Here is a 26605-nt window from a genome sequence, read left to right as displayed (position 1 = left end):
CCCCGGAGGAGAAAAATCAGGTATGCGCTTCCTGGAGCAGCTTCTGTATTACCTGTTCTTGCTGCTCATAGTTGCCTTCGCCGAACGAGACATTGCGTAGCTGGCCGCGGGCGTCAAAGTAATAGTGAGCGGGCCAGTATTGGTTGCCAAACGCATTCCAGATTTGGTAGTTGTTGTCGGTGACCACCGGGTACGGCAACTGCCACTTAGCCACCGCTTTTTTCACCGAATCGAGATCTTTTTCCCACGGATATTCCGGCGTATGAACGCCAATCACCACCAGTCCCCGATCTTTGTACTTATTCGCCCACTCGCGGACGTGCGGCAGAGAATGCTGGCAGTTAATGCAGTCGAAGGTCCAGAAGTCGATAAGCACAACCTTGCCCTTCAGCGCTTCGGGCGTTAGCGCCGGGCTGTTTATCCAGGCCGTTCCTCCTGCCAGCGAAGGCATGGCGCTGCTCGGGGCTGTATCGACGATGGGCTGTAGCTTTGGCGCTGCCGTCGTTACGGGGGAAAGCGCCAATAAACGTTGCTCCAGCTTCGCAGCCGCGCCGTTAGCATTTTGTAGTGCCGAAGTGGTGCCGGAGGCGATAAGGACTACCGTTGCCAGCATCGCAACCCCGGCCACGCGGCGCAGCTGCTCCATCAGCGCCATTTTTTCACGCAGGCGGGCCATAATCCGGTAGCCGCAGAACCACAACAGAGCCAGCATCAGCGCGCACCCTGAACCATAGGCGGCAAGCAACAAACCGGCGGCCACCGTCGAGGAGCCGGACAGGCCGATGCCGAGGATGGCACCCAGGATTGGCCCCGCGCAGGGGGACCAGAGCAGGCCGACGGCCAGCCCGGCCAGAAATGCCGACAGCGTGCCGCGAGTGCGATTGCTTTTGTCGTTGATGGCGTTACCCAACTGCACGGCGGGGCGCGTAATCCGCCCGGCGAGGTGAGGGAAGATTAGCGTCAGGGCGGCAAGCGCCAGCATTGCCAGGGCGACCCAGCGGCCAACCAGCGTAGCCTTAACAATCCACTCTCCGGCGGCAGTCACCAGCAGGGCAACGGCGGTAAACATGCTTACCATCCCGAGAAAAAGAGCGGCAATTTGCTGCTTATTGCCCCTAAATGCGGCGAAAAGTAACGGAATGACGGGCAGGGTACAGGGGCTTAATAAACTCAGTATGCCGCCAAGAAAGGCAATCAGAACGGTCATAACACACCTCACGGTTAAAGGATGATTGAATGGCTCGGGCCATTAAAACGTCCTGATGTGTTCGCGGTGTGTGGGGAAACCGGCCTGATTGTCAGTTTGTTTGTCGCCGTTGCGCAGGCATACAGAGCGATACAATCACGCGATCGGCAGGGTAATGCTGGCCTTCAGCCCGCCCTGCGGCAGGTTAGCGAGGGTTAATGAGCCGCCCAGCTGGCCGACGAGTTGAGCGGCAATAGCCAGCCCCAGCCCGGTGCCGCCGGTATCGCGGTTTCTTGAATTTTCGATGCGGTAAAACGGCTGTAACACTGCGCTAAGCTCTTCATCGGGAATGCCGGGGCCGTTATCGATAACCGTCAGCGTGACCTGATTTTCACCCTGGCGTTCCAGGCTCAGTTCAGCGGCGGTGCCGAATTTCAATGCGTTATCCAGCAGGTTGGTCAGGATACGGCGCAGCGCCTGCGGGCAGGTCGAGAGCGCAAGCGCGGCCTGAGGTGCGGCAAACTGCACCGGCTTACCCACGTCCTGGTAGTCGCAGGTCAGGCTGTCGACAAAGGCTCTCAGTTCGATACGTTGCTGCGGTTCTTCAAGCGTTTCTGAGGATCTCGCATAGGCGATGCCTTCGCGCACCAGATGGGTCATGTTGTCGAGATCCTGCATTAGCTTGTCGCGTAGCTCCGGCTCGTCGCTCATTTCCAGGCGCAGCTTCATGCGGGTGATCGGCGTTTGCAGATCGTGAGAGATCGACGCCAGAATTTGCGTACGTTCTTTCAGGTGCATCTGGATCCGCGCCTGCATGGCATTAAACGCTTTGGCGGCATGTTGTACTTCAACCGGGCCGCTCTCCGGCATGGTGGAAGGGGCCGATGCCGCAGGCTCCAGCGCCTCTACTGCATGGGTAAAGCGGGTAAACGGCAGGACAACCTGGCGCACTGCAAACCACGCGCACAGCGCTAATAGCAGGAGCTGAATAACAATTACCACCGGCAGCCAGCTCTCAATCGGCGGCATTCTCGGCGTGATATCAATCGTGAGCGGAGAGCCGTCGGCCAGGGTCAAATGAGCCTGAACGTGCGATGCCGCACCGGGCAGGGCGGTAAAATTCAGCGCATAGCTGCCGCCGAGCGCTTCTTTTAGCGAGTTAATTGCATCTTTTGAACGCTCGTCGACGGGCCTTTTCCCCGGCGTGCCCGGCCCGAGAATATAGTGATAATTTTCACGCGCCAGTCGCTCAAGCCATCCCGGGCGTTCGCCTGCAGAAAGCTTGTCGAGAATTGCCACGCTGGTGGCAACGTTGTTTTGCAGATTATCCAGCATGACGTTTCGGGCGCTGCTCATGCGCTCGGCGGTCGTCAGCGAGAGCGTAAGCGCGTTTGCGAGCACCAGTCCCAGCAAAACGATGAGAAACAGGCGGTAGAGCAGGGAGCGTGGCCAGAGCCTCATTCTCGCGCCTCGACAATCACCACCGGGACGGAGAGCACGTAGCCTTCGCTGCGCACGGTTTTGATATAGGCCGGCGTTCGCGCGTCTTCATTCAGGCGCTGACGCACGCGGCTGACCAGCAGATCGATAGAACGCTCGAATAGCTCGGCGTCGCGGCCCTGCGTCAGGTTTAAAAGCTGATCCCGGGACAGCACGCGCTGAGGGTGATCCAGAAATACGCGCAACAGGCGATATTCCGCGCCGCTAAGCGCGACAATGGTGCCCTGATGGTCAATCAGGTGGCGGGCTGAAGTATCTAGCTGCCATTCGCCGAAAGCGATGATCCGCCCGGCTTCGGTAACCTGCAAATTAGGCGGCAGGGCGCGGAAACGGCGCAGGATCGCTTTGATCCGTGCCAGCAGCTCGCGGGCGACAAAGGGTTTGACCACGTAGTCGTCGGCACCCATTTCCAGGCCGAGGATCCTGTCCGTATCTTCGTTTCTTGCGGTCAGCATCAGGATCGGCAGGTCTTTATGTTTGTCGCTGCGCAGCTGGCGGCACAGCGTCAGCCCGTCGTCGCCCGGCATCATGACGTCCAGCACCACTAAATCGACGTGCTGCTTATCCAGCGTCGCCCGCATCTCTTTACCGTTGGCCGCACCGCTAGCGCGGTAGCCGGACTTCTCCAGATAGCTGACAATGAGTTCGCGAATGTCGCGGTCATCGTCCACAACGAGAATATGATCAATGTGTTCCACCTGGGGCTCCTGGCGCTAAAAAATGGGGGGCTGAAACCAGCATAGCCGCTCGCTGCAAAACGGCCGTGCTTCTTTTTGTACTACAGCTTGCTGGCATCCACCACTGCCTTAACAAAGGCCTCCGGTGCTTCCTGCGGCGGGTTATGACCGATATTGCCGCTGAAGGTGCGGTGCTCGTACTTGCCGGTAAACTTTGCGGCATAGGCTTGCGGTGCAGGATGCGGCGCGCCGTTGTTATCCCCTTCGATGGTGATAGTCGGCACGCTGATGTTCGGCAGCGCCGCCAGCTTTTCCTCGTCTGCCGCGTATTTCTGCTCACCGTTTTCCAGCCCCTGACGCCAGCGATAATTACTTAACGTAATGGCGACGTGGTCCGGGTTATCCAGCGATTTGGCGCTGGTATTAAACGTCTCGTCGCTGAACTTCCAGCCCGGAGAAGCCTGCTGCCAGATAAGTTTGGCGAAGTCGTGAGTATTCTGCGCATAGCCCGCCGCGCCGCGCGGAGTCGCGAAATAGAACTGATACCACCATTGCAGCTCGGCCTTCGGCGGCAGCGGTTTCTTGCCCGCCTGCTGGCTGCTAATCAGATAGCCGCTGACCGATACCAAAGCTTTAACTCGCTCAGGGTGCAGCGCCGCGACGATATCTGCGGTGCGTGCGCCCCAGTCATAACCGGCGAATACCGCCTGCCTGATATGCAGCGCGTCCATTAGCGCCAGGGTATCGTCTGCAATCGCGACCGGCTCGCCGTTACGTGGCGTAGTGGCCGAAAGGAAGCGGGTGCTGCCGAAGCCACGCAGGTCAGGGACGATAACCCGGTAGCCCTGCTTCGCCAGCTCGGGCGCTACCGTGGCGAAGCTGTTGATGTCGTAGGGCCAGCCGTGCAGGAGAATAACCGGCTGGCCGTCTTTCGGGCCGAGGTCGACATAGCCGACGCTCAGCACGCCCGCATCGATCTGTTTTATCTGCTTTGAGTCAAAACCAGCAGCTTCCGCCTGGCAGGCGAAAACCACCGAGAGGGAAAGTGGAGCAATCAGTGCAGACAGGGTGAGTTTGTTGAACATGATGTTTTCTCCGAAGCCGTAACAAAGTGTTCGGCTATCACATCATGGGATTGTAGGCGGCGTGTTTTCCAAACCGTCCTTTTTGCATGGCGGCGTATCTGACCGGGTTCTGGATACAGTGTGATACAAAGCGGTTTGTTTTCCCCCTAGCCCCTTTGGGGTGAGGGGAAAGATTACACCGGCGTTCTCGGCGCAAGCCCCGGAGCCTGCCACATCGAGGTCGTTAAGCCGCTGTCCACCAACGTCAACTGGTCGGCATAAACCTTCTGCCATTTGCGCTTCATTTCGTTGTACAGCTCGCGGTGCTCCGGATTTGGCGTGAATTCGCGCTGCCACTGCACCAGGCGTTCTCCCGTAGCGGCCAGCGAGTCAAACAGCCCGGCCCCCACGCCCGCCGCAATGGCGCAGCCTAATGCCGTTGCCTCTTTAACCACCGGAACGCGAACCGGCAGCCCGGTTACGTCGCTAAGAATCTGGCTCCAGAGCGCGCCTTTTGAGCCGCCTCCGGCAAACACCAGCGAATCAAATTTTACCCCTGAAAATCCGGATATTTGTTCGAGATTGCAGGCCGAAACAATTGCCGCATTCTCTTCAAGCGCGCGGAACAGCGTCGCCTTGTTGCATTTCTCAGGGTCAATGGAGAGGTTAATAAACGACGGCGCGGCGTGATACCACTGCTTGAAATGCATCGCGTCTGAGAAAATCGGCATCACGCCGTGGGAGCCTGCCGGAACGCGGCTGGCCATCTCTTCCATCAGGGCGTAAGTGTCTACGCCCAGCCGCTCGGCCAGCAGCTTTTCTTCCGCGCAGAAGGCGTCCCGGAACCAGCGCATCGTCAGGCCGGTAAAGAAGCTGATGGACTCCGCCTGCACCATATTTTGGATGACGTGCGGGTTAATGCGGATGTTCATTTCCGGATCGGTTTTGATCGCCGGAAGGTTAACCACCTGCTGCCAAAAAGTCCCGCCCAGCACCGCGGTTTGCCCGGCTCTGACAATGCCCAGCCCGAGGCACCCAAGCTGCACGTCGCCGCCGCCCATCACTACCGGCGTGCCTTTCAGCAGGCCGCTTTCCTCTGCCGCCTGTTGCGTCACGCCGCCAAGCACCGTCCCGGTTTCTTTCACCGGGGAAAGAATATCTGCCCGCAGCCCGGCCATATCCAGCAGCGCGGGGCGCCAGTCTCTGGTCGCCAGATCAAGCATGCCGGTGGTGCCAGCATTAGAAGGATCAACGGCCAGCTCGCCGGAGAGTCTGGCCGCCAGCCAGTCGCTGATCATAGTGACGGTTGCGGCTTTGCGATAAATATCCGGGCGATGATGCGCCAGCCACAGCAGGCGCGGCATGGCGCTCAGGGCAAGCGTCTGGCCGGAAACGTGATACACCTCGGACTCAAACCGGAAGTCGTGGATCTCTTTAAGCTCGCTGACCTCACGGCTGGCGCGGGCATCAACGTTGGCGCAGGCCCAGATAGGTTCACCGCCGCTGTCGTACAGCACGATCCCTTCACGCATGGAACAGCAGGAAACCGCGCTAATCGCGGCGGAGGAAAGATTGGCTTTATGCAACGCTTCGCGAATGCAGCGGCAGGTTAGCTGCCAGTTGACGGCAAGATCGAACTCCATAGAGCCCGGCACATTATCCACGCTGAGATGCTTCCACTCTGCCTGGCCGACGGCAATCTGGTGGCCTGCTGTGTCGAAGATAACGGCGCGAATGCTGCCCGTCCCGGCGTCCAGTGCAAGTAAATAACTCATTAGCATGCCTCTTGCGTCATCCGTTCAATAGATAAACTCTTAGCCATAGCGAGCGATCTGACCGATCTATTTGAATGTTTTGTGATCGCTGCACGGTTGCAATTGCCGATCCATGACTAAGTTTTTGAACACTATCTGTTATTCAAAGACGAATTCCGGGAGAGGACATCATGGCAGATCTGGATGACATCAAAGACGGAAAAGACTTCGGCATTGGCCGCCCGCAGGAGAACCGGGCCTTTTACCTGAAGGGCAGCGGCGCGCTGGACTGGGGCATGCAGTCGCGGCTGGCGCGCATTTTCAACCCGGACACCGGGCGTACCGTGATGCTGGCTTTTGACCACGGCTATTTTCAGGGGCCGACCACCGGCCTGGAGCGTATCGACCTGTCCATAGCCCCGCTGTTTCCTGAAACCGATGTGCTGATGTGTACCCGCGGCATCCTGCGCAGCGTAGTGCCTCCGGCCACCAACAAACCCGTGGTGCTTAGGGCTTCCGGCGGGAACTCAATTCTTAGCGAACTCTCTCGCGAGAGCGTAGCCGTCACTATGGAAGATGCGCTGCGCCTGAACGCCAGCGCGGTGGCGGCGCAGATTTATATTGGCAGTGAATATGAGCACCAGTCGATCAACAACATCATCAAGCTGGTGGATGAAGGAACCCGCTACGGCATTCCTACGCTGGCGGTTACCGGCGTAGGCAAAGAGATGACGCGTGACGCCCGCTATTTTTCGCTGGCGAGCCGCATTGCGGCTGAGCTTGGCGCGCAGTTTGTGAAAACCTACTTTGTAGAAGAAGGCTTTGAGAAAGTAGCGGCCAGTTGCCCGGTGCCGATAGTCATCGCCGGAGGCAAAAAGCTGCCGGAGCTGGAGGCGCTGGAGATGTGCTTTAAGGCGATAGACCAGGGCGCGTCCGGCGTGGATATGGGGCGCAATATCTTCCAGTCAGAAGCCCCGCTCGCCATGCTACAGGCGGTGAAAAAGGTGGTTCACGAAAACTTTTCCGCCCGGGAAGCTTATCAGCTATGGCTTGAAGCAAAACATCAGGGAGTGAAAGCATGAACGTGACGCTGGTAGAGATAAACATTAAGCCCGAACGCGTGGACGAGTTTCTGGAAGTGTTCCGCGCCAATCACGAAGGGGCGATTAAAGAGCCGGGAAACCTGCGTTTTGACGTGTTGCAGGACCCGGAAGTTGCCACGAGGTTTTTTATTTACGAAGCTTATCAGGATGACGAAGCGGTGCTGGCGCATAAGAAAACCCCGCACTATCTGGCCTGCGTTGAGAAGCTGGATGAGATGATGTCGGAGCCGCGTAAGAAGCGGAGTTTTATCGGACTGCTGCCTTAAGGGCTGCCCCTCACCCTGGCCCTCTTCCCGGAGGGGATAAAGCAAAGTGGGAGCTGAAAACTCCCTCTCCCTTTCAGGGAGAGGGTTGGGGTGAGGGTCAATCAGCTTTCCTGCGCTTCAGCCGTTTCATCCTGCGTCACGCGCAACGTCACAAGCGCACGCTTAGCGCAGCCCAGCACCTGTTCGCACTGCTCAAGCGTCAGGGTCAGAGGCGGCTCTACGCGGATGGTTTTTGAGTTATTCAACGTGCCCGCAACCAGCACCTGCTGGCGGAACATCTGGCTGGCAAAGTTATAGCCGATGTCGTTATCGCGGAACTCAATTGCCATCAGCATCCCCTGGCCGCGAGCCTCAACCACCAGATCCGGGAACTCACGGGCCAACGCGCGGAAGCCATCCAGCAGGAATCTCCCTTTCTGGGCGGCCTGAGCGGGCAGATTCTCTTCCAGCAAGTAGTGAATGGTCGCCAGCGCCGCGGCACAGGCCAGCGGGTTGCCGCCAAACGTGGTGGTGTGCAGGAACGGGTTGTCGAACAAAACCGAGAACACCTCTTCTGTCGCAACCGTTGCGCCAATCGGCATCACGCCGCCGCCAAGCGCTTTAGCCAGGCAGAGAATATCCGGCTGCACGTTTTCGTGCTCGCAGGCGAACATTTTGCCGGTGCGCCCCATCCCGGTTTGTACTTCATCCAGAATAAGCAATACGCCAAACTCGTCGCAAAGCTGGCGCACGGCGGGCAGGTAGCCCTGTGGCGGCAGAATAACGCCGCCCTCGCCCTGAATAGGTTCCAGAATAAGCGCGGCTACGTCATCCCCGGTTTTACGGCATTCGCTGAACTGGCTGCGTAACGCGTCGATATTGCCAAAGGGTACGTGGCGGAAGCCAGGCAGCAGAGGCATGAAAGGTTTGCGGAATGTGGATTTTGCGGTGGCGGATAAAGCCCCAAGAGATTTACCGTGGAACGCACCGCTGGTAGCGATGAAGGTAAATTTACCGCGTGGCGACTGATAGGCTTTAGCGAGTTTTATTGCCGCTTCAACCGATTCCGTCCCGCTGTTGCTAAAGAAGCTGTATTTAAGTTTACCCGGGGTCAGCGTCGCAAGCGTTTTAGCAAGCATTGCCCTCAGGGGGTCGAGCAGTTCCTGGCTGTGCAGCGGCTGCTTTTCAAGCTGGTGCTGTACGGCGGAAACAACGGCTGGATTACGGTGCCCCACGTTAAAAATGCCGAACCCGCCCAGGCAGTCGAGATACTCCTTACCCTGGGTGTCGACAAGCGTATTTAAACTGTTCGCCTGCCACTCTACGGCTCCGTAATCCCCACCGGCGGTAACGGACTTGCGATATTCAAGAAAACCCGGATTAACATGCTGCTGGAAGCTGTCGATAACTTCCCGGTTTAGCGCCTTCATCTCCTCATGGCTGAGTGACTTCTTTTCGATAATGCTCAATGCGTGCGCCGTACAGGCAAGGGCCGAGGCGCTGGAAGGTAACCTGTTCAAAATGTGCTCCTGGATGTGGCGTATCACGCGATACACAGGATAAGTATTGCAGGGATTGCGCCAGGTAGCGTTCCGTAAGCTAAATCGGGATAAACCTCCTTAAATATCATGCTGTGCAATAATTAATCACATCGGATTACATTTTGCGTGCTTTCCTGCTGTCGGAATTTGCAGCAGGAAGCGCTGAAGTTCACCTCTATGCACTGTTAAGGTGCAGAGTTTTCCATCCGGTGCTCACCGGCAACCAGCGCAGCGCGGTCGAAGCTGCGCTCAATCACGCCGTTTGCCATAAACGCCGCGCGGTCGGACATGTGGGCAATCACATCCGCATCGTGGCTGACCAGCAAATAGGTCATGCCGTGCTGCTGTTTCAGGCGGTTTAGCAGGTTAAGAATTTCGGCCTGTACCGACATATCCAGCGCCGATGTTGGCTCGTCCAGTAGCAGAATTTTTGGGCGCAACAGCAGCGCTCTGGCAATCGCCACACGCTGGCGCTGGCCGCCGGAAAGCTGATGCGGGTAGCGTTTAGCCGCGTCCGCCGGGAGGCCCACCTGGCTTAAAGCTTCTTCCACCCGCGCCTCAATATTGCTCTCCCCGTGGATCTTCAGCGGCTCGGCCAGCGTGCGCCAGAGCGTGTGATTCGGGTGCAGCGAGGCATAAGGATCCTGAAAAACCATCTGTACATCCCGGCGCAGCGCACCTTGAAAACGTTTGCCGGGAGCGATGTTGTTACCCAGCAGCGCCACGGAACCGTGCCACTCGCGCTGTAGACCGGCAAGCACGCGCAGAATAGTCGATTTTCCGCAGCCGGAAGCGCCTATCAGGCTAAATGTTTCCCCTTGCTCAACCCCAAAACTGGCACCGGCCACGGCGGTTTTTACGCCGCCTTTTGCCGCAAACTGTACGTTCAGGCCGCTGACATTAACGAGTGCCATTCGTTTCTCCTTGCTGGAATTCACCGCGGTTTAGCGTCGGCAGCATATGCCCATAAGTGTCCGCATTCGGGCGGCAGGTCCAGAGCGTTCGGGTGTAAGGATGCTCTGCCTGCGCTAGCTTGCTGGCGGCCATTTCATCCACCTTCTGGCCCTGATACATCACCAGCACGCGCTGGCAATGTTCAGCCACCAGAGGCAGGTCATGACTGATTAGCAGGAGTGCCATCTGCCGCTGCTCGCACTGTGCCACGAGTAACTCAAGGATCTGGTTACGCAGGCGCGCGTCCAGCGCCGAGGTGGGTTCGTCGGCAATCAGCACTTTAGGATTGTTAGCAAGCGCGATGGCAATCATCACGCGCTGACCCATACCGCCGGACAGCTCACCGGGGTAGCGCGCGAGTACCGCATCCGGCAGGCCAACGGAGCGCACCAGCTCGTGGCAACGCTCGCGGCGCTCTGCGGAAGACAATTTCTGATGCAGGCGCAGCGCTTCGTCGATTTGCTGCGCCACGTTTTTCACCGGGTTCAGCGCATAGCGCGGGTCTTGCAGCACCATCGAAATCTCGCTCCCGCGCAGTTGGTTCCAGGCGCGAGCATTCATATCCAGCAGATCATGCCCCAGCAGGTTTAATTGCTCCGCACTCACCTTGCCGGGCTTACGCACCAGGCCCATTAGCGCTCTGGCGGTCATTGATTTGCCGGAGCCAGATTCGCCCACCAGCGCCAGGCGTTCGTTGCCCAGTGTAAAAGAGAGGTTGCTGACCACACGGCTGCCCGGATAGTCGATATTCAGCCCCGAAACGCTAATTCTGTTAGTCATGTTGCGGCTCCAGTACATCACGCAGGCCGTCGCCCAGCAGATTAAATGCCAGGCTGCTCAGCAGAATGGCGGTACCCGGGATTGCGGCAATCCACCACTGGTCGAAAATGACCTGCATGCCGTCGGCAATCATCGCGCCCCATTCCGACATCGGCGGGCGAGCGCCCAGGCCGAGGAAGCCAAGCCCGGCGGCTGCCAGAATAATTCCCGCCAGATCCAGCGCCAGGCGCACGATGGCCGACGGTAGGCAAAGCGGCAGAATATGGCCGCCCAGCAGGCGTAATCCTTTAATGCCCATCATCTCGGCGGCGGCGAGATAGTCGCTATGGCGCAGCCGCTGAATTTCGCTTCGGGCCTGGCGTGCGTAGGCAGGCCAGGTGGTCAAAGCCAGCGCCAGCGCGCCGTTAACCAGCCCTGGCCCGAGCATCGCCACGAAAGCAAAAGCCAGAATCAGGCGCGGCATCGACATCACCACGTCGGTAAAGCGCATCAGGATCCGCTCAAGCCAGCCGCCGTAATAGCCGGAAAGAATACCGATAAGGAGGCCCAGCGGCAGGGTAATGACCGTGACCAGCAGCACCAGGCCAAGCGCCGGACGGGTGCCGTACAGCAGGCGAGAAAGCAGGTCGCGGCCGTAGCTGTCCGTGCCCAGCAAATGATGGGCGTTCGGGGCCTGAAGGCGAGCCGCAGCGTCCTGCCAGTTGGGATCGAACGGGGCCAGCAGCGGGGCAAAAATCGCGATAAGCACCAGCACGGCGATGATCAACAGCCCGCTGAGGGCGGCCGGGGAGCGCAGCATGCGTCGCAGAAAAAGAGAAGACGGCATTAGCGGATCCTCGGGTCGGTGGCACGCACCAGAATGTCGGTCAGGTTATTGATAATCACAAACGACACGCCAATCACCAGCGTACCACCCATGATGGCGGTAGTATCACCGGCAAACAGCGCGGTAGTGAGATAGCGGCCAATGCCCGGCCAGGAGAAGACGGTTTCCGTCAGCACCGCACCTTCGAGCATGCTGGTATAGGCGAGGGCGATAACGGTCAGCAGCGTGCCGCGAATATTCGGCAGCACGTGGCGGAACAGGATGGCCATATCACCGGCGCCCTTGGCGCGTGCCAGGGTGATGTACTCTTTGTTCATTTCGCTCAGGCAGGCGGTGCGCGTCAGGCGCGTAATGCTGGCAAGCGAGTAATAGGCCAGCAGCAGCACCGGCAAAATCATGTGGCTGACGGCGTTGATAAACGCGCCTTTGTCGCCGGAAAGCCATGTATCAATCAGCACGAAGCCGGTTTTGGCTTCGACGCTGTACTGGTAAATATCGTCCAGCCTGCCGGGGCCTGAACTCCATTGCAGGCGGGCGTAAAACAGCGCCAGCATCAGCAGCCCTAACCAGAAAATGGGCACCGAGTTGCCGAGCAGGGTAAAGGTGCGAACCGCTAAATCCCACGGTGAACCGGCAAAGCGCGCGCAGAGCACGCCAAACAGCACGCCGAGTACGCTACCGATAATCAGCGCCAGAGTAGCCAGCTCCAGGGTCGCGGGGAAGGCGGCAAGCAGGTCATGCAGCACCGGCTGGCCGGTGGAGCTTGCCGTGCCTAAATCACCATGGGCGAGGTTCACCAGATAGTGCCAGAACTGGACGGGAAGCGATTGATCCAGCCCGAGCTGGTGGCGAACCTGATCGTAAGTGGACTGGCTGGCGTGATCGCCGACAATTTGTAGCACCCGGTCGACCGGTGAAAGGGCGGACAAAGCGAAGGTGATGAGCAGCAGGCCGAGCAGGGTAAGAGCGAGGGTAAATATTCCCTGCAGCAGGGTTAGCAGCGGTCGGCGCAGGCGGTGCGACGAAGGCGAAACTTCGGACATGGGGTACTCTTTTTATGCGCTGAGGGTAATAAAACCCTCACCCCGCCCTCTCCCGGTCAGGAAGAGGGGAACAATCTTAGTAGAGTGAGGGTTGTCTGATTACTTAGTGACGTTGTCGTAATACACCATATCCGCATTCAGACCTTGCTGGTAGCCTTTAATGTTATCGCGGACCACCACCTGGGTTTTACCCTGGTCAACAAACACATACGGGGAGCTACGCTGCAATTCTTCCTGCAGTTTGGTGTAGAGCGTTTTGCGTTTGGCCGGGTCAGCTTCGGCAACTGCCGCCAGCGTTTGCTTGCTCAGCTCTGGTATCTGCCAACCGTTCAGTCCGGCAACGGTGCTGGCCTTGCCGTCGTTATAGGCGAAGGCGCTGGCGTTGGAGTGGGCGTCGAAATAGTCAGGGATCCACAGGCGAATCGCCGCCTGGTGCTGTTTGGCGCGAACGCGGGCGTAAACCTGGCTACCGGCGGCAGGCAGTAAATCAACCTTCACGCCGCCCTGGGCGAAGCTCGCCTGCATGGACTGGGCAATGGTGATAAACGGCGGCTTGTTTTCCACGTCCAGAGAGAAGTGAGCGTCTTTAATTCCCGCTTTGGCGAGGATCTCTTTGGCTTTAGCCGGGTCAAATTTAAACGGTGAGTTCTCCAGCGCGCCCGGGAAACCGACCGGCAGGAAGCTCTGATGCACGAAATACTGGCCCTTCAGCAGATCTTTAGTAATCCCCTGGTAGTCCACGAGGTAGCGAGCCGCTTCCCACAGCGCCGGGTTTTTCAGCAGTGGGTTAGCGTTATTGCCGACGTTAAATACCAGATAGTTTTGCTCGGCGGACGGAATGCTCAGCACTTTCACGCCCGGTTTACCTTCCAGAGCGCTGGTCTGGTCAGAGCCTAAATCACGGGCGATGTCGGCGTCACCTTGCTGGATAAGCAGGCGGCGGGCGGCCGGATCGGGCACGTTTTTAATGATGATGTTTTTAACTTTTGGCGCGTCGCCAGGCGAGGTTGGATTGGCGTCCAGCACGATGGCCTGGTGCGGCTGATAGACGCGCATTTTGAACGGGCCGCTACCGGCGGAGTGCATTTTCAGCCACTCGTTACCGAAGTCGCCAGCTTTAACATTAGGCTCTACCGCCTTTTCATCGACGATGGAGGCGATTGGCGTGGAGAGAATATTCAGCGCTACCGCCGGGCTGACGTCCGCCGTCCAGTGTACTTCCAGCGTGTGGTCATCGACCTTTTTCAGCTGGCTTGCGATGTTATCCGGCTGCCAGCCGAGCACGTTGAGAATAAAGGCCGGGGACTTGTTCAGCGTCACCGCGCGGGTGTATGAGAAAATAACGTCTTCCGGGCGCAGCGGGTTGCCGGAGGCAAATTTGGCATCCGGGCGCAGCTTAATAGTCAGCTTTTTATGGGCGGCATCGCCTTCCCAACTGGCGGCCAGAATTGGCACAACTTTAGCCGGGTCGGTACGGTCGGCCTGCACCAGGCGCTGGTAAAGGCTTGGCACGGTCTGAATGCTGGAAAGCTCGTTGGCTTCGGCCGGGTCGAGACTGACGATATCGTCCAGCCCCTGAGCGACAACCAGGGTATCCGGCGGCGTGGCGGCATGAGAAGCCGCGGACAGCGCGGCAAGCAACAGTAATGGCAGAACTTTTCTTTGCATGTGTGCACCCTGTAAATTGTGTTTTTTATCGGCTTTTTCTAAGTGTATTTACGTTAGGTGAGTTATCGCAATTCACAAAGTCAAAATTGCGCTTTGCATATAAATATACGATATATCCAATGCCATAAAGTGCTGAGAATCCTCATTCCTTCAGTTTTCCTCGCAGGGAAAAGGCGCAAAAAAAAGCCTCCACGCAAAGGCGGAGGCTTTCTCATTCTTTCCCTGTACCCCTTAGTCAGGAGGGAAAAACTACTCGTTTATGCGCGGGTGCTGCTGCACCAGCAGGGTACGTTTCGCCTGTAAGTCTTCGATTTCCTTATCCAGGTCCTCGATCTTCTGCTCGATATTATCGTGATGCTCCTGAACAATCTCACGAGCTTCGGCAATATCAGAGGCCGCCGGCGTTGCGCCTTTCAGCGGTTTATTCGCCGTCTCTCTCATGGTGATGGCGGTGATAAAGCCGATAATCGCCACGACCATCAGGTAGTAAGCAGGCATCATCAGGTTCTGGGTAGTTTCTACCAGCCAGGCCGCAAGCGTAGGCGTCACGCCCGCAATCAGCACCGAGATGTTAAAGGCGCTGGCAAGGGCGCTATAACGAATATGGGTCGGGAACATCGCTGGCAGAGTGGATGCCATTACGCCGATAAAGAAGTTCAGCACCACCGCCAGTATCAGCAGACCGGCAAAAATCAGCCCAATTTCGTTGCTGTTAATCAGCATAAACGCCGGAATGGACAGCAGGAACAGGCCGAGACTGCCGAGGAAGATAAACGGACGGCGGCCAAAACGGTCGCTCAGCAGGCCAATCATCGGCTGTACGAACAGCATCCCCACCATAATGGCGATGATTATCAGCACCCCATGCTCTTCCGAATAATGCAGGTTATGGGAGAGGTAGCTCGGCATGTAGGTCAGCAGCATGTAGTAGGTTACGTTGGTGGAAATCACCAGACCGACACACACCAGCAGGCTGCGCCAGTGTTTGGTGGCAATCTCTTTAAACGACACCTTCGGCCCTTCGGCCAGCCCTTCGCGGTCGCCCTGTTCCATTTTCTCAACGTGCTGCTGGAACGCCGGAGTCTCTTCCAGCGCGTGGCGCAGGTAGAGGCCGATGATGCCCAGCGGCAGCGCCAGGAAGAACGGAATACGCCAGCCCCATTCGAGGAAGCTTTCCTCGCCGACAATCGCGGTAATCAGCACCACGACGCCCGCGCCGCAGACAAATCCGGCTATTGAACCGAAGTCCAGCCAGCTGCCCATAAAGCCGCGTTTTCGGTCGGGTGAGTATTCGGCCACAAAGATAGACGCCCCGGTATATTCGCCGCCTACCGAGAAGCCCTGGGCCATTTTGGCCAGCAGCAGCAGGATAGGTGCCCAGATGCCGATGGTGGCATAAGACGGGATAAGCCCGATGGCGAAGGTACTGAGCGACATGATGACGATGGTGATAGCCAGAATTTTCTGACGACCGTATTTATCCCCTAGCATCCCAAAGAACAGGCCGCCCAGCGGGCGAATCAGGAAAGGAACAGAGAAGGTCCCCAGCGCGGCAATCATCTGCACGCTTGGGCTGGCATCCGGGAAGAAGACTTTACCCAGGGCGTAAGCAACAAAACCATAAACACCAAAATCAAACCATTCCATCGCGTTACCGAGTGAGGCGGCAGTGATGGCTTTTTTCAGGCGCGCATCGTCAATGATAGTGACATCACTGACCTTAATCGGCCTGACTTTCTTTTTCCTTTTTAACATTTTTTATCCTCGAGTTTTCCTTGCGGGGGTAAAAATTCCCTCTGTAAGTGTAGTGTGCCGATGAACAAACGCTGGCGAAAACAGCAGCACTCAGTTCAGGTGCCAGCAAAGAGAGGTGAACAAGTAATAACACATTGAAACTATTTAAAATGCAATGCTTAAGCTAGTCTCATTAATATTGTGGCTAATACCTGGAAGTGTGATCAATATCAAATTTTTTAACTAAAGTAAAATTTCACTGCGCCGACATAACATAGATACCACTAAAGCATTAACATCTGGATAACCTCTCAAAGGGAGTTGCTATGTCCGCCCATGTGCCGGTCACCCAGCGCGAATACACGCTCGATGACGATACGACCCTGATGTCCACCACCGATCTGCAAAGTTACATTACCCACGCTAACGATACCTTCGTGCAGGTCAGCGGTTACCAGCTTCATGAACTGAGCGGCGCTGCACACAACGTCGTGCGGCATCCCGACATGCCGAAAGCGGCATTTGCCGACATGTGGTTTACCCTGCAACAGGGCGAGCCGTGGACCGGCATCGTGAAGAATCGCCGTAAAAATGGCGACCATTATTGGGTGCGGGCCAATGCCGTACCGGTGGTGCGCAACGGAAAAACGACCGGCTATATGTCGATTCGCACCAAGGCCACGCCGGAAGAAATTGCCGCCGCCGAGCCGCTGTATAAGGCCCTGAACGAAGGGCGCAGCAACAAGACCGTTTACAAAGGCCTGGTACTGCGCAAAGGCCTGTTTGGCAAGCTGCCGACGCTTTCCCTGCGCTGGCGTATTCGCGGGCTGATGGGCGGACTGTTTGTGCTGCTGATGGCGGCCGCTTTTGCGCTCGGCGAGAACCCGCTGCAAATGCTGGCCATTACGGCATTTACCGCGCTCGCCTGTATCCTGCTGGAGTGGCAAATCGCACGTCCCCTGGAAAACGTTAAACGCCAGGCGCTGGAAGTCGCAACCGGTAACAGCCATCGCGTTAAGCACCTCCAGCGTAGCGACGAAATTGGCACCATTTTGCGCTCTATCGGCCAGCTTGGCCTGATGTGCCGCTGGCTGATTAATGATGTCAGCAGCCAGGTGGCAAACGTGCGTACCGGCAGCGAAGCCATGGCTAAAGGTAATGACGATCTTAACGAGCGTACCCGTCAGACGGTGGTCAACGTGCAGCAAACCGTGGCGACCATGAACCAAATGGCGGCTTCGGTACAAACCAACTCGGAAACCGCGGCGGCGGCAGACAAACTTTCCAGCTCCGCCAGCGATGCAGCCACCCAGGGCGGCCACGCGATGGAAACCGTGGTGACCACCATGGACGATATTGCAGATAGCACGCAGCGCATCGGCTCTATCACCACCCTTATCAACGACATCGCCTTCCAGACCAATATTCTGGCGCTTAACGCGGCGGTAGAAGCGGCCCGCGCCGGTGAGCAGGGCAAAGGCTTTGCGGTGGTTGCCGGTGAGGTTCGCAATCTGGCTCAGCGCAGCGCCAGCGCGGCCAACGATATCCGTAAGCTTATCGACGCCAGCGCCAGCAAGGTACAGTCGGGCACGGTACAGGTTCACGAGGCGGGCCGAACCATGCAGGACATCGTGGCTCAGGTGCAAAACGTGACCCAGCTTCTTGGCCAGATTAGCCATGCCACTTCGGAACAGGCCGATGGCCTGGCGGATATCACCCGCGCGGTGGCGGAATTAAATTCCATCACTCAGAAAAACGCCGCGCTGGTGGAGGAAGGTGCGCAGGTTTCAGCGATGGTTAAACACCGCGCTACCCGCCTGCAGGATGCGGTAACCGTGCTGGGATAACGACGTAGAGCGGATAAATTATCCGCTCAGCTGCGCTTATATAAACGGCGGGGGTGACCAATTTTGCCGTACAGCATCTCTACGCTGAGAAAACCTTTTTCGACGCAGTGCTCCAGGTAGCGGCGGGCGGTGGTTTTACTCAGTTTGGTTTCGCTTACCACGTCGTCCACTGAAAAACAGCGCTGCGCTTCGCCCTCGCGAAACAGGCGCTGCACCAGCTCTAAGGTATTTTCCTCAATCCCCTTGCTGCCCGCGTCGAGCGGGGCGTTTCTTGCCTGTAGTTCATAAAGCTTATCGACGTTTTGCTGATCGACCACTTTCCATTCGCGCTGCTGCTGGCTGAACTGTACGAAGCGCTCCAGAGAGTGGCTCAGACGCTTCCACGAAACGGGCTTCAGGATGTAGTCAAACGCGCCGCTGCGGATGGCCTGGCTACAGGTATCCATATCGCTGGCGGCGGTAATGAAAATGACCGAGCACGGATACTGCTTGAGCAGGTCGCTGCCGAACAGCGTGATGCCTTTGCCGTCGGGCAAATAGTTGTCCAGCAGCAGCAACTGAGGCTGCTTTTCGCGCATCAGGCGCTGGGCGGCGGCCAGACTGCTGGCAATGCCAACCAGATGGAGGTGAGGGTGCTTATCGATAAGCTCCGCATGGAGGGCGGCAAGCTCGCTCTCATCCTCCACGATCAGCACATTAATCATTTCATTCTGCATACTAAAAGCCTTACGTTGGGTTGAGGTTGCTGCCCGGAACGACAACGTCTGGAATAAAGACCGAGAAAACGGTTCCGCTCGGCAGGTTGTCGGAAACCTCCACGCTGCCTTTTGCCAGCGCAACATAACTGGCGATAAGGTGCAGCCCCAGCCCGTGATCGCCGTGGGTTTTGGTGGTGACGCCGGGGGTGAAAATATGCTCACGCAGCTCCGGGGCAATGCCTACGCCGTGATCGGCCACTTCAATCACCAGTTCTCGTTCGTTGAGCACGATATACACTTCAACCGGCTGGTGTTCGCCTTCGGCGCGCTGCGTGGCTTCAATTGCGTTATCCAGCAGGTTGCCAATTATCGAAATCAGCTCTGACTCCGGCACGTTAGCGGGCATGCGGGTCATGCTGCAGGCCGGGTCGAACGCCAGCACCACCCCTTTTTCTCTCGCTCTGGCATATTTCCCGAGCAGCAGCCCGCAAAGCGTGGCGGAGCAGAAACGCGCTGAGACAAAATCCAGCACTTCCTGAGCATGTTCGGACTGCGCTTTGATGTAGCGTTTTGCCTCGTCGTAGCGTGCCATATGCAGCAGCCCGGCAAGCGTCGCCATACGGTTTAACTGCTCATGACGCATGATGCGCAGGTTGTCGACATAGCGTTTTACCTGGCTTAGCTGGAAGCTCAGGCTGTCGATATCCTTGCGGTCGCGGAAGGTGATAACCCATCCCTGCAACTTGCCTTCCAGTTCGATGCGCACCCGGCTTGCCACTACGCTGAGATCGTTGAAGGCGCAAATTTCGTCGTGGGTATCGCGAGCCAGCATCACTTCAGGGTTGAAGAACGCGACCGGGTTAATCACCTCGGCAAGCTGCCTGCCTCTGATCTCGCGCGAAGGCTGGTTCAGTCCGAGCAGTTTTTTCGCCGCCTTATTGATAACCTCAATATGCGACTGGCTATCAATGGCTATCACCCCTTCATAAATCGACTCCATCATCGCCTTCTGCTGGCGCACCAGCAGGCTTATCTGCCTGGGCTCCAGGGAAAACATCTGCTTTTTAATGCTGCGGGTGAAGTACCAGGAAAAAACGAATAAGGCGACCAGCAGAAAAGCGGCGGCCAGCAGAATATTAATCACTTTGCCGGAGGTGACATCGTCGAGATAGCTTTTCAGGTAGCCGACGGAAACGATGCCGATGACTTTGCCGTGTTGGTCAAAAATCGGCGCTTTGCTGCGTAATGAAAGACCAAGGCCGCCCTGGCGCAAAGTGGTAATGCTTTTGCCCTGTAAAACCTCTTCGTTATCGCCGCCGACCAGGGTTTTGCCCACCCGGTCTGCGTAGGCCGAGTGGTAGAGATGGATGCCGTGGTCATCGCCAATAACGATAAAGCTGGCGTCGCTGTGGCTAACCAGTTTTTGCATAAAGCTATGGATTGCCGGAATATCCTTTCTGGCTACAGAATCCTGTAATGTGGGAATTAAGGCAATATCTTCTGCCTGAATTCTGGCGCGGGTGCTCATTTCCTGATAAAGCTGGCGGCCAACGTCGAAATAGTAATAGGTGCCGAGCATGCAAAATAGCACCGAAAAAAAGGCGACGAGGTAGATAAATAAGCGTATTTGAAAAGAGACTTTCATAATCCAGCGTGTATTCAGCAGAGCAAGACGCCAGCTTAACACTGATGAGCCGCAGTCTACGTGGCTTTGAGTGAAAGTTTGAACAACCTCACGCAACGGCGTTTTTCATCCTCTATCTGCTGTTTTTTAGGCCAGCTTAAGGTTTCTCTAAGCCTATTAATAAAAACCATAAAAACCACGACAACAATTAAAACCATTAACGCCATAGATGCCTTTAAATTAACGGTTTTAATCTGCTTGCCCTCACATTACATGGGTATTTAATCTTTTAGTCTGCTCCGACAAATTAAAATAAGGAGCTTGATTATGAGCACGACCGATGATTCCTACAACATCATTCCAGAACCTATTGATATTAATAAGCCGTCGATGAAGGAGCGCTGGTGGCATATTCTCGACAGCTGGAAAGTGGGCATTATCCCGCTGCCGCTGTTTGTCCTGGCCGGCGCGCTGATAGCCATTGACTGCCTGGGCGGCAAGCTGCCGAGCGACATCGTGGTGATGGTGGCCACTCTGGCTTTCTTCGGCTTCGCCTGCGGCGAGTTCGGTAAGCGCCTGCCGGTTATCGGCAAAATGGGTGCCGCCGCCATCTGCGCCACCTTTATCCCTTCCGCGCTGGTCTATTACGGGCTGCTGCCGGATGTAGTGGTGGAGTCCACCACCAAATTCTACAAATCCACCAACATTCTCTATCTCTACATCTGCTGCATTATCGTCGGCAGCATCATGAGCATGAATCGCACCGCGCTGATTCAGGGCTTCCTGCGCATCTTCTTCCCTATGCTGTGCGGTGAAGTGGTTGGCATGGTTGTTGGCATGGGCGTTGGGCTGGCGTTAGGCCTTGAACCCTTCCAGATCTTCTTCTTCCTGATTTTGCCTATTATGGCCGGCGGCGTGGGCGAAGGGGCTATTCCGCTTTCCATCGGCTATGCCACCCTGCTGCATATGGACCAGGGCGTGGCGCTGGGCCGCATTCTGCCTATCGTGATGCTGGGTAGCCTGACGGCGATTGTTATCTCCGGCTGCCTGAACCAACTGGGTAAGCGCTTCCCGCATTTGACCGGGGAAGGGGAGCTGATGCCGGGCAAAAAAGCCAACGGTGAGAAAGAGCCCTCCACGTCGATGTTCAGCGGTAAAGCGGATGTTACTACTATCGCTTCCGGCGCGCTGCTGGCGGTGCTGCTCTACATGGTCGGCATGCTGCTGCACAAACTGATTGGCCTGCCTGCACCGGTCGGCATGTTGTTTGTTGCCGTTCTTATCAAGCTCTGCCACGGCGTTTCTCCGCGCATGCTTGCCGGTTCGCAGGTGGTTTATAAATTCTTCCAGACCGCCGTCACCTACCCAATCCTCTTCGCCGTGGGCGTGGCGATTACGCCGTGGAACGAGCTGGTTGACGCTTTCACCATCAACAACCTGCTGGTCATCGTCAGCACCGTCAGCGCGCTGGTGGCGACCGGCTTCTTCGTCGGTAAAAAAATCGGTATGCACCCTATCGACGTGGCGATTGTCTCCTGCTGCCAGAGCGGACAGGGCGGCACCGGCGACGTTGCGATTCTTACCGCAGGCAACCGCATGTCGCTGATGCCGTTCGCACAAATTGCCACCCGCATCGGCGGCGCAATTAACGTTTCGGTGGCGCTGCTGGTGCTTGGCAACTTTCTTGTCTGATTTTTGATTAACCAGGAACTGTTATGAAACTCGCGAGTTATTTACTACAGGGTCGGCGTAGCTACGGCATCGTTACGCCGGAAGGTATTGTTGATCTTGGCCGTCGCTTAGGCACCCGCTTTGCGGATCTTAAAGCCCTTCTGGCGGCGGATGCCGTACACGAAGCGCTGCCGTTTGCCGCGCTGGCCGCCGACTTCTCTCCCGCCGATGTCAGCTGGCTGCCGGTGATTGAGCGCCCGGAAAAGATCCTCTGCGTCGGCATGAACTATGCCGACAAGCGCAAAGAGTTTGACCAGCACAACCCTGCACCCACGCTGTTCGTGCGCTTTGCGGATTCTCAGACTGGACATAACGGCCCGGTAGTTAAACCGCACCACTCCAGCGAATTTGATTACGAAGGCGAGCTGGCGGTGATCATCGGCAAAGGCGGAGTGAATATCGCCGCCGCAGACGCTCTGAACCACGTTGCCGGTTACAGCTGCTACATGGACGGTTCGGCGCGGGACTGGCAGCACAGCTGGTTTACCGCCGGAAAAAACTGGCCACAGACCGGTTCATTTGGGCCGTGGATGACCACCGCCGACGAAATTACCGATCCTCACGATCTGGCGATCCGCACCTGGCTTAACGGCCGCATGGTGCAGGAAGACAACACGCGCAGCATGATCCACAAAGTGGCGGAGCTTATCGAATACATCAGCACCTTCACTTCGCTCGGCGCAGGCGATGTGATCATTACCGGATCGCCGGGCGGGGTAGGTAAAAAACGTACGCCGCCGCTGTTTATGAAACCGGGCGATCGCATTGAAGTTGAAATTGAACGCATCGGCCATCTGAGCAATGTGATCGTTGAAGCGCGTGCGCCGCAGGCCGCCGTGGCGGTGGCCCACTAACGCCATGTACCACTCCACACCCATTGAGTTCAGAACCGTCGATCCTCTAAGGCAGCCGAATGAGCTGGCGGCGATCCGTGAGCTACTGGAATGCAATCAGCTCGGCCTCGACGGCGATATTCAGCTGTTTGTGGTTGCCGCTGCGGGACGCCGGATCGTGGGCTGTGCGGGGCTGGCGTGGCGCACCATCAAATGCGTAGCGGTGGATGAGGCCTGGCGCGGCGACAACCTCAGCGTTCGGTTGCTGGGCGAGATACAGCACATTGCGATGGATCGCGGCAATGCGCATCTGTTTCTGTTTACCCGGCCGCACAATCTCGAGCGCTTTCGCCAGGGCGGCTTCTGGCCGCTGGTGCAGGTGGACGAGACGGCAGTGCTGATGGAAAACACGCCCGTCGGCATCAGCCGCTACTGCGCCGGGCTGGAAAAAAAGCGCAAGCCCGGGAGCCGCATCGGCTCGATTGTGATGAACGCCAACCCGTTCACCCTGGGTCACCGCTATTTAGCGGAGCAGGCGGCGGCGCGCTGCGACTGGTTGCATCTGTTCGTGGTACGTGAAGACGCCTCTTTTTTCCCGTTTGAAGAGCGCTGGGAGATGGTTTGCCGGGGCGTGGCGCATTTGCCGAACGTCATCGTGCATCGGGGTTCCGACTACCTGATTTCCCGCGCCACTTTTCCGGGCTATTTCCTGAAGGAGAGCGGCCTTATCGACAAAACCTGGAGCGCGATGGACTTGATGATTTTCCGCGACTACATCGCTCCCGCGCTCGGTATTACCCACCGTTTTGTTGGTAACGAACCGTTTTGCGCCGTCACGCGTGAGTACAACCAGGCCATGCGCTACTGGCTTGAGGTACACCGCAACCATAGCGCCGCCTCGCTTCAGGTGGTGGAGCTGCCGCGTAAATGCCACGCCGCCGGACGGGCGATATCCGCCTCGGAAGTCCGTGCCTTACTCAAGAGCCAGCAAATGGCCCGCATCCGGGAAATTGTCCCGGAAACAACCTTTAGCCATCTCCAGCGTTATTACACTCTGGATGTGGCCTGATTTTTTAACCAGGACAAAGCCTTATGAAAATAGTTAAGGAAGCTTTAGCCGGCACGCTCGAGTCCAGCGATCTGCTGGTGCGGGTGGCTCCCGCCGAAGGGGAATTCAGCCTGATTACCCACAGCGAAGTGCAAAAGCAGTTTGGCGAGCAGATTCGCAAAGTAGCGGAGCAGACCCTGCAACAGCTCGGGGTGAAAGAGGGCATTTTTATTCTTGAAGACAAAGGCGCGCTGGACTGCGTGATCCGCGCCCGGCTGCAAAGCGCGGTGCTGCGTGCGGCCAACGTCGAGCAAATTGACTGGGAAAAATTACAATGAAAAAACTCCGTCGCAGCATGCTATTTCTCCCCGGCGCCAATGCCGCCATGCTTTCAACCGCTTTTATCTACCGCCCGGACTCGATCATGTTCGATCTGGAAGATGCGGTTGCCCTGCGCGAGAAAGATACCGCCCGCGTGCTGGTATTCCACGCGCTCCAGCATCCGATGTACCGCGATATTGAAACCGTGGTACGCATCAATCCGCTGAATACGCCTTTTGGTCTTGCCGATCTTGAAGCTGTTGTCCGCGCCGGTGTGGACGTGGTGCGCCTGCCGAAAACCGATACGCCGGAAGACATTTTCCTGCTTGAATCGCACCTTGAACGCATTGAAAAAGCGTGCGGGCGCGAGCTAGGTTCCACCAAATTAATGGCGGCGATTGAGTCCGCCGTGGGCGTGATAAACGCCGTGGCTATTGCTCGTTCCTCCCCGCGCCTTATCGGTATTGCGCTGGCGGCGTTTGACTACGTGATGGATATGCAGACCGAACGTGGCGACGGCACGGAGCTTTTCTATGCCCGCTGTGCGGTGCTGCATGCCGCTCGTGCCGCAGGAATTGATGCCTTCGATGTGGTTTGGTCGGACGTGAATAACGAAGCGGGATTCCTGCGCGAAGTCGAGCTGATCCGCAAGATGGGCTTCAACGGGAAATCGCTGATTAACCCACGGCAGATTGAGCTGCTGCATAACGCCTACGCGCCGACTCAGGAAGAGGTTGATTATGCTCGCCGGGTGATTGCCGCGGCGGATGAAGGCGAGCGTAACGGGCTGGGCGTGGTGTCGCTCAACGGCAAGATGATTGATGCGCCAATTATCAATCACGCGCAGGTGGTGCTGGAACGCGCTTCTGCTTCCGGCGTGCGTCGCTAAGGATAAAACAATGAGCAATATGACTGAACTTTTGCACCTCGATTACCCGCATCTTTCGCATCTCACTGATTTTGAAGGTGCGCACCAGATTACCCCGTGGCTTAAGGACGCTGAGGCGAAGAAAAACCGCAAACTCTGCGGCACGCTGGAGCAGGCGATTGCCCGTAGCGGCCTGCAAGACGGCATGACCATTTCCTTCCATCACGCGTTTCGCGAGGGAGACCGCGTGATTAACCACGTAGTCGCCACGCTCGCTCGCCTCGGCTTTAAAAACCTCACTCTGGCCTCCAGTTCGTTGATGACCTGCAATGAAGCGCTTATCGAGCACATCCGCTCCGGCGTTATCACCCGTATTTACACCTCGGGCATGCGCGGCAAGCTGGCGGAGGCTATTTCTCACGGCCTGATGGACGAGCCGGTGCAAATTCACTCCCACGGCGGCCGCGTGAAGCTGTTGCAGGACGGCGAGCTGAACATCGACGTGGCGTTTCTGGGCGTGCCGTGTAGCGATGAGTTCGGCAATGCCAACGGCACTCACGGTAAATCCTGCTGCGGCTCGCTTGGCTATGCCAAAGTGGACGCTCACTTTGCCCGCAAAGTTGTGCTACTGGCCGAAGAACTGGTGCCGTTTCCCAACATGCCTGCCAGCCTGATGCAGGACGAAGTGGATTACATCGTCAAGGTCGATACCGTCGGCGATCCGGCCAAAATTAGCGTGGGCGCGGCTCGCGTAACCAGCAATCCGCGCGAGCTGATGATTGCCCGTGCGGCCGCGGAAGTTATCGAGCACTCGGGGTATTTCCGTAACGGCTTCTCAATGCAAACCGGCTCCGGCGCGGCGGCTACCGCCTGCACGCGCTTTATGGAAGAGAAAATGGAACGCAACGGCGTGGTGGCTCGCTTCGCGCTGGGTGGGATCACCGGGAGCCTGGTTGATCTGCATGAGAAAGGCCTGATCGAAAAGCTGCTCGATACTCAATGCTTTGACGGACAGGCAGCGGCCTCGCTGGCGCGTAACCCGAACCACGTTGAGATCTCCACCAACGTCTACGCCAACCCGACGGCAAAAGCCGCCAGCTGCGACCAGCTGGACGTGGTTATTCTCAGCGCCTTAGAGATAGATATCGATTTTAACGTCAATGTAATAACCGGCTCCGACGGCGTCATGCGCGGCGCTTCCGGCGGCCACTGCGACGTAGCCAGCGCCGCAAACCTGACGATTGTGGTCGCGCCGCTGCTGCGCACCCGCATTCCGACCGTAGTCAAACGCGTCACCACGCGGGTAACGCCGGGTGAAAGTATCGACGTCCTGGTTACCGACCACGGCATTGCCGTGAATCCGGCGCGTCCGGAGATCCGCGAACGGCTGCTGGCCGCGGGCGTGAAAGTTGTGGATATCGCAGATCTCTACAAACGCGCCATTTCCCTGACCGGGGAGCCAAGGCCTATCGAGTTCACCCGGCGTATTGTCGGCGTGATCCGCTACCGTGACGGCAGCGTGATCGACGTGGTGCGCCAGGTTAAAGAGGAGTAAACACC

23 protein-coding genes are annotated in these 26605 nt (G+C 57.3%); 9 read left to right on the top strand and 14 right to left on the bottom strand.

The window, feature by feature from the left end:
- Positions 1-16: 16 nt before the first annotated feature.
- From ACG1VR_RS20295 to lsrK, 5 genes are all read right to left on the bottom strand, one after another.
- A complete protein-coding gene (locus ACG1VR_RS20295) occupies positions 17-1207 on the bottom strand; it encodes a cytochrome c biogenesis protein/redoxin (RefSeq protein ID WP_395489670.1) in 1191 nt (396 codons plus the stop codon).
- 135 nt (positions 1208-1342) lie between these two features.
- Positions 1343-2647 (bottom strand): ATP-binding protein, encoded by a 1305-nt coding sequence (locus ACG1VR_RS20290; protein ID WP_395489669.1) that lies wholly within the window; start codon positions 2645-2647, stop codon positions 1343-1345.
- Positions 2644-3384, bottom strand: a complete 741-nt coding sequence (locus ACG1VR_RS20285) for a response regulator (protein WP_016534686.1) — start codon at positions 3382-3384, stop codon at positions 2644-2646. Before ACG1VR_RS20285 ends, ACG1VR_RS20290 begins: the two co-directional genes overlap by 4 nt.
- 80 nt (positions 3385-3464) lie before the next feature.
- Entirely contained in the window at positions 3465-4448 is a 984-nt protein-coding gene (locus ACG1VR_RS20280; protein ID WP_395489668.1) for an alpha/beta fold hydrolase, read from the bottom strand.
- A 173-nt stretch (positions 4449-4621) separates the two neighbouring features.
- Positions 4622-6202, bottom strand: a complete 1581-nt coding sequence (gene lsrK / locus ACG1VR_RS20275) for an autoinducer-2 kinase (RefSeq protein ID WP_395489667.1) — start codon at positions 6200-6202, stop codon at positions 4622-4624.
- Between the two features lie 170 nt (positions 6203-6372).
- On the opposite strand from lsrK, the gene lsrF reads away from it, so the two are divergent.
- Both lsrF and lsrG read left to right on the top strand, forming a co-directional pair.
- Positions 6373-7263 carry a 3-hydroxy-5-phosphonooxypentane-2,4-dione thiolase gene (gene lsrF / locus ACG1VR_RS20270; RefSeq protein ID WP_216375371.1) on the top strand — a complete coding sequence of 297 codons (891 nt, stop codon included), beginning with the start codon at positions 6373-6375 and terminating at the stop codon, positions 7261-7263.
- Positions 7260-7550, top strand: coding sequence for a (4S)-4-hydroxy-5-phosphonooxypentane-2,3-dione isomerase (gene lsrG, locus ACG1VR_RS20265; protein ID WP_172568455.1), 291 nt, complete (start codon positions 7260-7262; stop codon positions 7548-7550). Before lsrF ends, lsrG begins: the two co-directional genes overlap by 4 nt.
- A 101-nt stretch (positions 7551-7651) precedes the next feature.
- Here the strand turns inward: lsrG and ygjG are convergent, their stop codons facing one another.
- From ygjG to proP, 7 genes are all read right to left on the bottom strand, one after another.
- Entirely contained in the window at positions 7652-9049 is a 1398-nt protein-coding gene (ygjG, locus tag ACG1VR_RS20260; RefSeq protein WP_216845781.1) for a putrescine aminotransferase, read from the bottom strand.
- A 206-nt stretch (positions 9050-9255) separates the two neighbouring features.
- Positions 9256-9984 (bottom strand): ABC transporter ATP-binding protein, encoded by a 729-nt coding sequence (locus ACG1VR_RS20255; RefSeq protein WP_395489666.1) that lies wholly within the window; start codon positions 9982-9984, stop codon positions 9256-9258.
- Positions 9971-10804: an ABC transporter ATP-binding protein gene (locus tag ACG1VR_RS20250; RefSeq protein WP_395489665.1), complete on the bottom strand. Its 834-nt coding sequence runs from the start codon at positions 10802-10804 to the stop codon at positions 9971-9973. Before ACG1VR_RS20250 ends, ACG1VR_RS20255 begins: the two co-directional genes overlap by 14 nt.
- Positions 10797-11630 (bottom strand): ABC transporter permease, encoded by an 834-nt coding sequence (locus ACG1VR_RS20245; RefSeq protein ID WP_395489664.1) that lies wholly within the window; start codon positions 11628-11630, stop codon positions 10797-10799. The genes ACG1VR_RS20250 and ACG1VR_RS20245 overlap by 8 nt, the downstream gene beginning before the upstream one ends.
- The gene (locus tag ACG1VR_RS20240; RefSeq protein ID WP_395489663.1) at positions 11630-12673 is read right to left on the bottom strand and encodes an ABC transporter permease; all 1044 of its coding nucleotides are present in this window, start codon (positions 12671-12673) and stop codon (positions 11630-11632) included. Before ACG1VR_RS20240 ends, ACG1VR_RS20245 begins: the two co-directional genes overlap by 1 nt.
- Positions 12674-12772: 99 nt before the next feature.
- Positions 12773-14341, bottom strand: a complete 1569-nt coding sequence (locus ACG1VR_RS20235) for an ABC transporter substrate-binding protein (RefSeq protein WP_395489662.1) — start codon at positions 14339-14341, stop codon at positions 12773-12775.
- A 249-nt stretch (positions 14342-14590) separates the two neighbouring features.
- On the bottom strand, positions 14591-16096 hold the full coding sequence (proP, locus tag ACG1VR_RS20230) for a glycine betaine/L-proline transporter ProP (RefSeq protein ID WP_115586304.1): 1506 nt from the start codon (positions 16094-16096) through the stop codon (positions 14591-14593).
- A 305-nt stretch (positions 16097-16401) separates the two neighbouring features.
- Between proP and ACG1VR_RS20225 the strand changes: the two genes are divergently transcribed.
- Positions 16402-17922 (top strand): PAS domain-containing methyl-accepting chemotaxis protein, encoded by a 1521-nt coding sequence (locus ACG1VR_RS20225; RefSeq protein WP_279049726.1) that lies wholly within the window; start codon positions 16402-16404, stop codon positions 17920-17922.
- Positions 17923-17948: 26 nt separating this feature from the next.
- Here ACG1VR_RS20225 and ACG1VR_RS20220 read toward each other — a convergent pair whose 3' ends face one another.
- Positions 17949-18638: a response regulator gene (locus ACG1VR_RS20220; protein ID WP_016534699.1), complete on the bottom strand. Its 690-nt coding sequence runs from the start codon at positions 18636-18638 to the stop codon at positions 17949-17951.
- Positions 18639-18648: 10 nt separating this feature from the next.
- Positions 18649-20265 (bottom strand): sensor histidine kinase, encoded by a 1617-nt coding sequence (locus tag ACG1VR_RS20215; RefSeq protein WP_172568446.1) that lies wholly within the window; start codon positions 20263-20265, stop codon positions 18649-18651.
- A gap of 306 nt (positions 20266-20571) precedes the next feature.
- Between ACG1VR_RS20215 and ACG1VR_RS20210 the strand changes: the two genes are divergently transcribed.
- From ACG1VR_RS20210 to citF, 6 genes are read left to right on the top strand one after another with little or no spacing between them, the layout of a single operon-like run.
- Positions 20572-21936: a 2-hydroxycarboxylate transporter family protein gene (locus tag ACG1VR_RS20210; RefSeq protein ID WP_016534702.1), complete on the top strand. Its 1365-nt coding sequence runs from the start codon at positions 20572-20574 to the stop codon at positions 21934-21936.
- Positions 21937-21959: 23 nt separating this feature from the next.
- Positions 21960-22829, top strand: coding sequence for a fumarylacetoacetate hydrolase family protein (locus ACG1VR_RS20205; RefSeq protein ID WP_395489661.1), 870 nt, complete (start codon positions 21960-21962; stop codon positions 22827-22829).
- Between the two features lie 4 nt (positions 22830-22833).
- Entirely contained in the window at positions 22834-23877 is a 1044-nt protein-coding gene (gene citC, locus ACG1VR_RS20200) for a [citrate (pro-3S)-lyase] ligase (RefSeq protein ID WP_395489660.1), read from the top strand.
- 23 nt (positions 23878-23900) lie between these two features.
- Positions 23901-24194: a citrate lyase acyl carrier protein gene (gene citD, locus ACG1VR_RS20195; protein WP_016534705.1), complete on the top strand. Its 294-nt coding sequence runs from the start codon at positions 23901-23903 to the stop codon at positions 24192-24194.
- Positions 24191-25066: a citrate (pro-3S)-lyase subunit beta gene (gene citE / locus ACG1VR_RS20190; protein ID WP_395489659.1), complete on the top strand. Its 876-nt coding sequence runs from the start codon at positions 24191-24193 to the stop codon at positions 25064-25066. The genes citD and citE overlap by 4 nt, the downstream gene beginning before the upstream one ends.
- A gap of 10 nt (positions 25067-25076) precedes the next feature.
- Complete coding sequence (gene citF / locus ACG1VR_RS20185; protein WP_279049734.1) at positions 25077-26600, top strand: citrate lyase subunit alpha; 1524 nt, start codon at positions 25077-25079, stop codon at positions 26598-26600.
- The last annotated feature ends 5 nt before the right edge of the window (positions 26601-26605 follow it).

Source organism: Cedecea davisae (assembly GCF_044095835.1).
Classification (GTDB): Bacteria; Pseudomonadota; Gammaproteobacteria; order Enterobacterales; family Enterobacteriaceae; genus Cedecea; species Cedecea davisae.
The sequence above is the reverse complement of the archived record's forward strand: the minus strand, read 5'-3'. Positions and strand labels throughout refer to the sequence as shown.